Here is a 10,012-nt window from a genome sequence, read left to right as displayed (position 1 = left end):
GGGGCCCGGCGGCTAAAAAACACCGGTATTTACTGGTCACCCCGTCGGGGGGCCGGGCCGGGGCCCCGCCCCCGCTTTTCGCTGTCCGCTTATGGCTGTCCGCTTATGGCTGCGCCTCTGGTCCCCTGCACGGGACTCAATTGGCACGGGACTCACTTGCGTTTGTACTCGCTGAAGACATAGCCGAAGGCACCCGTGACCATACCCGCTCCCCGCGCCGCAGTCCGCAAACCCTTGGCATTGTGCGCCGGGGACCGCAGAAGCGCTCCGAGCAGCCACCGGGCTCCTCCTCCCGCGCAACGCACCGTCCCCGGACCCAGCAGACGGATCCGAGTAGCGGCCCGGGCACCTGCGGTAGGGCTGGTGGCCAGCGCTACCCGCGAATGGCAATTGCCGCTTCGGAACGCCCGAAGCAACACCCACCGGCGCGTCAGCCGGGATGCGGGCACACGGTCCACAACCGCAGCCTCGTCGCACCACAGCATTTTTCCGCCCGCGCGGACCAGCTGCCGGGAGAACAGGGTGTCCGATCCGCCGCTGAGTCCGAAGCGTTCGTCGAATTCCAGGCCAAGGGGCCGGATCCGGTTCAGGTCCAGGAGCAGGTTGTTGGTTGCGGCCACGCTGAGGACGGAACCGGTAGCCAGCCGGCGCCGCCGGAAGAAGTCTCCGGCCGTGATCCATTCATCGGGTTGCACCTCGTACTCGGAGAGGACCGGACCGACCACGGCGGTTGCCCCGGACTCTTTTTGCAGGGCGGCCAGCCGGTCCAGCCATTGTTCCGAGGGCACTTCATCATCATCGATAAAGGCCAGCAGATCCGCGACGGCGTAGGCCTCCCGGAGCGCACGGTTGCGGGCAGCGGCGATGCCCGGCCGGGGTTCGTGGACGTAGACCAGGTGTGAGTCGCCGGCGGCAGCTACGGTGGCGCGGGCACCGCCGTCGGGATCGTTGTCCACCACCAGTACCTGGGCTGGAACCGGCGCGCTGCGGGCCTGGGCAAGAAGCCGCGGCAGGGCGACGGCGAGGTCCTCCGGCCGCTTGTAGGTAAGGACCGCGATGATGAGCTGCGCCTGCAGCGTACCCAGCGGAGCGGGAACCGGGCCTGCCGCCGCCGGGGGATCAGGAACCCGGGGTTCGGCACCGGGAGCAGGTGTGGTCATGCTTGGCCTCCTCGGACAGGTACTGGATTGCGTGGCCGCAACAGCCGGCGGAACAGCGGCAAAAGGAAACGCACGGTGCGGCGGTGGGCCAGGAACAGCACTCCGGCGGCGGTGCACACAAAGACCGCCAATCCCATCGACAACTCGATGCCGGGTCCGGGCAGCACCCGCCCCAGCGTCAGGTACGCGGCGCTGCCCCAGAGGCTGGCGTGCACCGGGGGCCAGAGGATCCGCACCTGCGCCCCGATACCCACACCTGAGAGCCGGGACTGCAGGAACATCAGTACCGGCGTCAGGGCAAAACCGGCTGCTGTGTAACCCGCGGCCACTCCCATGAGGCCGAACTGGAGCCCGGCAGCAATACCGCCAAGCTGCGCAGCCGTGGCCAGCAGCTCGTAGCGGAGGTTCAGCCCGGCCTTGCCCAGCCCTTTCATCAGCGACGGGGCAATGTAGAACACCGTTTCCCGGGCGCCCCCAATGGCCAGGACGCTCATCAGCGGTGCGGCGGCGAGCCATTCATCCCCAAGCAGCAGGTGCACCAGGGCGGGAGCGGCACAGGCCACGAAGGCCATCAGCGGTATAACGCAGGCCGCCAGCAGCGACATGGCAGCCTGCAGCTGCGCGGCAACCTGCGCACGGTCCGCGGCAAGCCGGGAAAAGGCCGGAAACATCACCCTGTTGACGGTTTGTCCGATCAACTGGACCGGTACCACCAGCACACGGTAAGCCATGGCATACAGCGACAGGGAAGCGACGCCCAGTACCCGTCCCACGAGGATGTTGTCTGCGTTGCGGGAGAAGTAGGCCAGCCCGTTGGTGGCGAACACGCCGATGCTGAAACCCAGCAGGGGCCGGACCTCGCCGAGGTGCAGGTTGGGTGCCGGGCCGCGGGTGCAGGCAAGGAGCACTCCGGCCGTGACCAGGTCGGTGAGCACCGTTTGGTAAAGCACGGCGAAGTAGCCGGCACCGGCAACAGCTGCGGCAATACCGGCGGCGCAGCCCATGACCGCGGCACCGACGTCGGCGGCAGCGATGCCCCGGAAGCGCAGGTCGCGGGAGAGCAGTGCCCGGGGAGTGATGCTCAGGGCCTTTAGCGGGAGGGCAAGGGTGATAAGCCGCAACAGCCCGGCCAGTCCGTCCACGTGGAAGAATCCGGCAATGGCAGGGGCACAGAACCAGGTCAGCGCGGCGACGGCGACGGCGAGAGCGATGTTCAGCGTGAAGGTGGCGCCGGCCGCGCGGCGGCTGAGGCGGGGGCGTTGGATCAGGGCGGAGGACAACCCCTGGTCCATCAGGAGCGTGGTGAATACGATGTAGAGGCTGGCGACGCTGATAACCCCGTAGCTTTCAGGTCCCAGCAGGCGTGCGAGGACGACTGCGGAGAGCATTTGGAAGCCCTGCTTGGACATGACCGCCAGCAGGCTCCAGCGAACACCGCTGGCTGAGCGCGCCCCCATGCGGCTTTCCCCGCCGGGACCTGCGCTGCCGTCACGTACGGCGTTTGAGTCCGCCACTGCGTTACCCCCTTGGCCGGAGCCCGGAGGCACACCGGCGGTGAATCCCCTGCCGGGAAGAGGATCCGGGCGGGGGGAGACCTGCATCGGAACGGAACAGTATGTGCTGGAGCGGGTGCCGTCCAGAGTGTTTTGCGCTGCCGGAAACGGTAAGTAATTGTTCGGAAAAGAGCAGTATTCAGGACCCCCAAACACGTACGGACGGCGTGGTACAAATTGCGGGATTTCACTCGTCGAGGGATTGGGTCTCGCTATGAAACTTGTGGATTATGCACGTGCGTTGGTTCGGGGCTGGTGGGTGGTACTGCTGTGCCTGGCCCTTGGATTGGGCGGGGGAATGATCGTCACGGCTCTGGTGCAGCCGTTGTATCAGAGCACCGTCACTTTTTATGTGGTGGCACCCAGCACCGAAAGGCAGAGTGCACTCCAATCGGATGAACTGGTCCGCGGCAGGATCACCGCCTACGCCGCGTTGCTGACCAGTGAGCAGTTCATTGACCGGATAGTCAGTGCGAGCAGCGTTGACCTGGACGCTGAGGTCGTCAAGAAAAGCATCACGGGGGTCGGAGACCCGGACACACTGACGTTGACTGTGAACGTCCGGGACCCGGAGCGGGAGACAACAGACGAGATCGCCACCCAGATTGCCGGCACGTTCGGCAACATGGTCAGTGACCTGGAAAGCGGAACATCCGCCGAAACGGTCCTGAACGTGGTGTCCGGCCCTTCCACCTCCGAGGAACCGGTCCGGCCGCGGCCGCTGGTGAATCTGGCCATCGGCGGGCTTTTGGGACTTTCGGCAGGCGTACTCCTGGTGGTGGCCCGCTCACGCGGCAGGGAGCACATGCCCGCGGCTCGGCAGACGACGCGGGAACAACCGGCAGATGTTGCACACTAGCTGTTTCACGCTGGGCATGCTGTGGCGGAAGGCGGCCTAGATGCAGCTTCTTCCCTGGATCCTCATCTGCGTTGTGGCAGCCGTGGTGCTGCGCAGGCATCCTGCGGCAGCGGCGCTCGCCGTCGTGGGCCTCTGGTTCACGGTTCCGGCTGCCGGCAGCTATCTATTGACGGGCCAGGCGGACGGCTGGCTTTCAATCCATGCCGCCACCTGGCTGATCTTCGCAATAATGGTTGTCCAGCTGGCCTTTGAACCGCATGTGCTGGCCGACGCTGCAGCGCGCCACATCTACGCAGTAGTGGTGCTGGCCACCGTGCTGGGGGCTGCCATTCTCAGTACTGCCGTCAACGGGGAGGGCGAGGGCGGCATCCTGCTTGTAGACCAGATCGTGGCCCCGGTGCTGTTCTTCCTGTTCGTGGTGGGCAACGCCGCCCGCGACGCGCGGGTGGTGCCGTGGCTGCGCAACGGGCTGCTGGCGCTTGCCGCGTTCGTTTGCCTGGTCGCACTGGCCCAGCGCGTAACCGGGAACGTCCTGTTTTATGAGGAGGGCTTCCAGACCAGATACTGGTTCAACCCCGAGGGCCCTAGATGGATGGGTCTGCTGGACCAGCCGCTCACCTTATCCCTGGCGGCCTGCGTGGCGGCACCGCTGGTCGTTACCCTGCGGCGTGTATGGCAGCAGGTTGCCTTGCTTGCCCTGTTCGGAGCGGGCGTCCTGGTCAGCCAGTCCAGGGTTGGACTGGTTGTTATTGCAGCAGCGGTCCTTTTCGTGGCGGCAGCCACGCGGAAACCCGTTGCGGCCCGCATCGGCCTGGTGGGTGTCCTGGGTGCGCTGGTGGTCTGGGCTCTCTCCGGGCCCCTCGCCGAAGGCCTGCTTCACCGGTTGGAGGATGACAACGGTTCGGCTGCCGCCCGAACGTCTGCGGTCCTTACCGTGCTGAACAGGTGGCCCGAGTTTCTCTTTGAAGGGCAGGGCATCAGCGGCAGCTACCGGGTGGCAGAGCAAGGAGGGCTGGGCACCAGCCTGGAAAACTCCTTCCTGATGTACGGCGTGGACCTCGGCCTGTTCTTCAGCGTGCTGTACTTCGGCCTGCTTGCTGTGCTCGTGCTGATGAATTTCCGCCGCACGCTGCGCAGCGGGCTGGCCGTCGCCGGCCTGCTGGCGATTGCCATTCCGCAGACCTACAGCGGACTGGCCACGCGTTCAGCTGCAGCCATCCTGCTGTGGACCGTCATTGCCCTGGTGGTAGCCGAAGGTGACCGCCGGGTGGAAACCGACAGGCCGCGCGGCACAGCGGGGCACCTCGGGACAGGGAAGCCCGCCGGCGGGGTCCATCCTCACGCGGGATCGGCGCCGCTGGCAGCCGTGCCGGTCCGGGCAGCCGGAACGGAATGAACGGGCACGGGCATGGGCGCATGCAGCTGGCAGCTGCCGCATCCGGCGGCGCCACCGGTGCTGGAATTTCCCGCCGCAGCGTGTTCCTGTTGGCCGGGGCAGGCCTCGGTATGGCGGCCACCGGGTGCCATGCAGGGGCCCGGGTGGCCCCGCCCGCTGCGAACAGCATCGCAACGGTGGAGGACCTGCTGACCCGCGAGCCCTTTTACGCCGCCCACCGGGGGTCGCAGGACAACTGGCCTGAACACACGGCGGAAGCCTATCGGCGGTCGGTCGAGGCAGGGGCCGAGGCGCTGGAAATTTCCGTGCACCGGACATCGGACAATGTGTTCGTCTGCCACCATGACCCCAATACACTCCGCATGACCGGCGTCGACAAGGAAATCGCCCGGAGCACCTACGAGGAACTGCTGGAGCTGTCCAACAACGCCAAAGCCTGGCTGGGCCCGAACAGTCCCGGGGTGCCGCTGCCCAAGCTGACGGATGTGCTGGACCAGTACGCGGCGTCGTGCGTGATCTTTCTGGAGGACAAGGCATCCGGCGACCCCGCAGACCTGCTCGACATCATGGACAAGTATCCGGAACCCACACGGCACTTTGTGTGGAAGCAGTCCGGTACCGCCCGGCAAACCCCAGCAGTGAAAGAACGCGGCTACCTGACATGGGGCTACTTCGCAGAAGACGAATCCGTCAAGCTCACGGCGCAGCTGGCCGAGCGGTTCGACCTGGTGGGACTGCATTGGAGCGCCCCGGACGGCGAGGTGGAACGGGCCGTGGAATATGGCAAGCCCGTGCTGACCTGGGACATCCACACCAGATTCGAACGGGACCGCATGGTGCGCCTCGGTGCCCGCGGCATCATTTGCGCGAACCTCCCTTATGTCACCACCGATGCGCCCCGGGCGGACGCCGACTCTTTTGCCGGCGGATTGCGTGCAGCCGGCGACCTGCCCTATGCACTGGCTTGGACCCATCAGCCGGTAATCCAACCGGCCACAGCCTCGATCCGGCTGGACCATCCGGTCAAGGCGAGTTACTGCATGGGATCCATGTGTCCGCTCAACGGCGAAGCGGGGTACAGGATCTCCTTTGAAATGCGCTGGCCGGACAAGCTTCCCGACGAGGCCGGGCACGCCGGGCTCGCCTTCGGCCAGGCAAATGACGCGCCCTACCGCATCCGGGAGGCTGCGTCCTCCGGCGGGTACCACTTCGTGCAGCGGACGGACGGCACCATGGAACTCTTCGGACGCCAGGCCGGCGAGACTTCCGGCTACGTGCTGGGCAGTAGCGCGGCAACGCGGCCGGTGCCGGGGGACTGGATGCGTTACGAGGTGCGCGTAACCCCGGACGAAGTATCCGTGGCACGGCTGGACGGGGACGGAGAACGGACGGTGTCCGCCCGCAACAACACGTATCGGGGCGGTTACTTTTTCCTATGCCGGAACTACGACGGGCCGCCGGCCGTGGAGTTCCGGTCCATTCGGAGCAAGCCGGCGGCGAACTAAGGCAGTGCTCAGGTGCACACCGGGGTGCAGCGTGGAATGATTAGGGCATAGTCGTGTTGCGTAATGGTGCACACCTTTCCCTTCTAGGAGTCTTCCGTGCCCGTGGTTTCCACTCCAGTCAGCCTCCGCCATGCCGAAGGCCCGATGGACAACGCCGAAGTTGAACGCATCCGCAACGACTTCCCCATCCTGCACCAAGAGGTCAACGGCCATCCGCTGGTGTACCTGGACTCCGGGGCCACGTCCCAGAACCCGCTGAGCGTGATTGAAGCGGAGCAGGAGTTCTACGAGCAGCGCAACTCCGCCGTCCACCGCGGCGCCCACACGCTGGCAGTTGCCGCCACCGACGTTTACGAAGACGCCCGGCAAACCGTAGCCGGTTTCATTAACGCGCGGCCGGACGAAATTGTGTGGACCTCCAACGCCACAGAGGCGCTGAACTTGCTGACCTACGCGTTCTCCAACGCCTCGCTGGGCCGCGGAGGTGCCGCCGCCAGGCGCTTCGCCCTGGGCCCGGGGGACGAGATTGTGGTGACGGAAATGGAGCACCACGCCAACCTGATTCCCTGGCAGGAACTGGCTTTCCGCACGGGTGCCACCCTCCGGTACATTCCGGTGGATGACACTGGGGCACTCCTGTTGGAGGAAGCGGAGAACATTATTGGTCCCCGCACCGCCATCCTGGCGTTCTCTCACGCCTCCAACGTCCTGGGCACCATCAACCCGGTGCAAACCCTGGTAAAGATGGCGCACGGGCACGGAGCCCTGGTGGTGCTGGATGCCTGCCAGTCCGTGCCGCACCTGCCGGTGGACGTCAAAGCGCTCGACGTGGACTTCGCCGCGTTCTCCGGCCACAAGATGCTCGGCCCCACCGGGATCGGCGTGCTGTACGGCAAGGCGGACCTGTTGAACGCCATGCCCACGTTCCTCACGGGCGGTTCCATGATCACTACCGTGACCATGGACAAGGCGGAGTACCTTCCTGCACCCCAGCGGTTCGAAGCGGGCACCCAGCGCATTTCCCAGGCCATGGCCCTGGCCGCGGCGGTGAACTACCTGCAGGAAACCGGTATGGAGCGCATCCATGCCTGGGAAACTGAACTCGGACGACGCCTGGTCAGCGGACTGGAGCAGATCGAGGGCATCCGCGTACTGGGTCCGAAGGCGGGCGTCGAACGGATCGGGCTGGCGGCCTTCGACGTCGATGGCGTCCATTCCCATGACGTCGGGCAGTTCCTGGATGACCAGGGCATTGCCGTCAGGGTGGGCCACCACTGCGCCCAGCCCCTGCACCGCCGGCTGGGACTGGTATCCACCACCCGGGCCAGCACCTACCTGTACAACACAACGGACGACGTCGATGCCTTCCTTGCCGCGGTAGCCGGCGTCCGGCCATTTTTTGGGGTGAAGTAAATGAGTTCCGACCTGCAGCAGCTCTACCAGCAGATCATCCTGCAGCATGCCAAGGACCGGCACGGCGACGGGCTGCTGGACGTTCCTGCCGGTGCCGGGTCCGGAGAGTCCCACCAGCTGAACCCGACCTGCGGCGATGAAATCACCCTCCGCGCGGTGATGGACGGATCCCGGCTGGATGCGGTGAGCTGGGAAGGACAGGGCTGTTCTATCTCGATGGCTTCGGCATCAGTGCTGACGGACATGGCCGCAGGGTTGGACCGGCAGGAAGTCCTCGCACTGGTGCAGGACTTCCGTGAGCTGATGCGGTCCCGTGGAACCATCGAACCGGACGAAGAGGTACTGGGGGACGCGGCAGCTTTCGCCGGTGTTTCCCGCTACCCGGCCCGGGTCAAGTGCGCCATGCTGGCCTGGGTGGCCCTGGAAGATGCGGTGCTCAGCGCGGCCTGAGCCGCGCCGTCGTTGTGCCACCGTTGTGCCGCCTAACTGCTGCCGCCGCTCTTCCGCTCAAACACGGTGATGCGGTTGGTGGTTCCGGACCAGGCGTCCACGGCCGTGAACCCCTGCTCGACGAACCAGCGGTCTTCCGCAGCTGTCAGCTCCGGCGGGTAGTCGGCGCGGCGGACGGCAAGGACCCGGTTAATGTCTTTGATCCGGGAGGTACTGTCCTGAAGCCGCAGCGACGTCCCGTCCAAGCTGCCGTCCGCTTCGCCCGTTGCCAGGACCGTCACGTCCCGCAGGCCCTCGAAGGCCTCCGGATACGCGGTGCTGATGCGGCGCTGGGTCTGATCCACCAGCGGCCCTTCCGGGGCCCGCCGCGGCCCAAAGTAGATGCCGTTCCCCGGGTTGGCGTGGGCCTGCACATAGCCGGCCGCCCGGGCCCAGTCGGACGAGTCCTTCGCTCCCTCGCTCCGTTGTGAGAGGTAGACCGGCAGGATCAGCGCGCACAGCAGGCCAAGGGCGGCCACTGCCCGGGGGCTCCGCAGGCGCGCAAGGCCCGCTCCGATGAGCAGGGCCATGGCCGGGACCGTCAGGGACAGGTAGCGGGGATTGTAGATGGGTGAGGCGGCCAGCGAGTAAAACACAAGAGCTGCGGTAGGCACCAAGAGCAGCGGCAGCGCGAAGGCCAGCAGCGGCCGGGACGGCGCCCGCAGGGCATGTGCGGCCAGCAGCCATGCGGCACCGGCCAGGATCACCGCGGCGGGCTGCCACAGCCCGTTCCCGGACCCGGAGACTGCAGCGTTTGTTGGTGTTTCACCCAGGAACCACTGGTCCACCAGTACCTTTCGTGCCAACTGCTGCAGGGTGAGGTCAGGGGTTCCCAGCTGCCCCGCTTGGCAGACCGCTGCAACCACCACCGGAGCCCCTGCCAGCACGCCGCCCGCCGCAGCGGCAGACCATGCCCGCAATGCCCGGCGGGCCCGTGGAAGCAGCAATATGTACAGGCCGTGGGAAACCACGGCCAAAAGGACGTAGATGTTGAGGATGACACCTATTGCCGCGAGCAGGCCATAGAGCACAAACCAGCGCCGGCGCCGCCTGCTGACACCGGCCAGCAGAGCACAGCTCAGGGCAACCGTGACGGCGGTGCTGAGAGCGAAGGAGCGTCCCTCCATCCCCATCCAGGTGGTCCTGGGCAGGACCGCAAAAACGGCTGCTGCGGCAAACGCGGTGCGGGGCCCGTCCAGCGCCCGGGCCGCCAGGTACAGTCCTGCGGTTGCGAAGCCGACGGCGATGGCGCTGGGCAGGCGCAGTGCCGCTTCGGAATAGCCGAAGACCGAGCCCCACAGGTGCATCAGCGCGTAATAGGCGCCGTGCACCGCGTCCACCTCGCCGAGCATGGACCACAGCGAGGACCAGCTTCGGGACGCAGCGGAAATGGTCACCGCTTCATCCGTCCACAATGCGGGCTGCCAGGCCAGGAACAGGGACACCGCCACCGCGATGAGACCCACTAGGACCGGCGCGGCACCTACCGCGGTTCGGTGGGTGGGACGCAGGGTGCCCGACGGCGTCAACCGGGCCGGACGCGGGTTGGAGGAGGCCTGTGCGGTGGTGTCGGACATACGTGCACCTCGGGCTAGGCAAGCGGTCGGGGCAGAGGTCGGGCCGAAGCGCGGGCAGGC

At 66.5% G+C, this 10,012-nt stretch carries 8 protein-coding genes; 5 read left to right on the top strand and 3 right to left on the bottom strand.

Annotated elements, in window-relative coordinates; translation table 11 throughout:
- Positions 1–152 precede the first annotated feature (152 nt).
- Together LOC57_RS15310 and LOC57_RS15305 are read right to left on the bottom strand one after the other, a co-directional pair.
- Positions 153–1,160 carry a glycosyltransferase family 2 protein gene (locus LOC57_RS15310; RefSeq protein ID WP_227914147.1) on the bottom strand — a complete coding sequence of 336 codons (1,008 nt, stop codon included), beginning with the start codon at positions 1,158–1,160 and terminating at the stop codon, positions 153–155.
- Positions 1,157–2,617, bottom strand: coding sequence for a lipopolysaccharide biosynthesis protein (locus LOC57_RS15305; protein ID WP_227914148.1), 1,461 nt, complete (start codon positions 2,615–2,617; stop codon positions 1,157–1,159). Before LOC57_RS15305 ends, LOC57_RS15310 begins: the two co-directional genes overlap by 4 nt.
- Before the next feature lie 310 nt (positions 2,618–2,927).
- On the opposite strand from LOC57_RS15305, the gene LOC57_RS15300 reads away from it, so the two are divergent.
- The 5 genes from LOC57_RS15300 (at position 2,928) to sufU (ending at position 8,336) form a co-directional block, all read left to right on the top strand.
- Complete coding sequence (locus LOC57_RS15300) at positions 2,928–3,572, top strand: YveK family protein (protein WP_227914149.1); 645 nt, start codon at positions 2,928–2,930, stop codon at positions 3,570–3,572.
- A 40-nt stretch (positions 3,573–3,612) separates the two neighbouring features.
- Positions 3,613–4,968 (top strand): hypothetical protein, encoded by a 1,356-nt coding sequence (locus LOC57_RS15295; protein WP_227914150.1) that lies wholly within the window; start codon positions 3,613–3,615, stop codon positions 4,966–4,968.
- Between the two features lie 20 nt (positions 4,969–4,988).
- A complete protein-coding gene (locus LOC57_RS15290; protein ID WP_227914151.1) occupies positions 4,989–6,473 on the top strand; it encodes a glycerophosphodiester phosphodiesterase in 1,485 nt (494 codons plus the stop codon).
- Positions 6,474–6,569: 96 nt separating this feature from the next.
- Entirely contained in the window at positions 6,570–7,886 is a 1,317-nt protein-coding gene (locus LOC57_RS15285) for an aminotransferase class V-fold PLP-dependent enzyme (RefSeq protein WP_284015206.1), read from the top strand.
- Complete coding sequence (sufU, locus tag LOC57_RS15280; RefSeq protein WP_227914152.1) at positions 7,887–8,336, top strand: Fe-S cluster assembly sulfur transfer protein SufU; 450 nt, start codon at positions 7,887–7,889, stop codon at positions 8,334–8,336.
- Between the two features lie 32 nt (positions 8,337–8,368).
- Here sufU and LOC57_RS15275 read toward each other — a convergent pair whose 3' ends face one another.
- The gene (locus tag LOC57_RS15275; RefSeq protein ID WP_227914153.1) at positions 8,369–9,952 is read right to left on the bottom strand and encodes a glycosyltransferase family 39 protein; all 1,584 of its coding nucleotides are present in this window, start codon (positions 9,950–9,952) and stop codon (positions 8,369–8,371) included.
- Positions 9,953–10,012: the final 60 nt, after the last annotated feature.

It is taken from the genome of Arthrobacter sp. zg-Y750, assembly GCF_020907365.1.
GTDB lineage: Bacteria > Actinomycetota > Actinomycetes > Actinomycetales > Micrococcaceae > Arthrobacter_B.
Note: the sequence above shows the minus strand (reverse complement) of the source record. Positions and strands in the feature narration are given on the sequence as shown.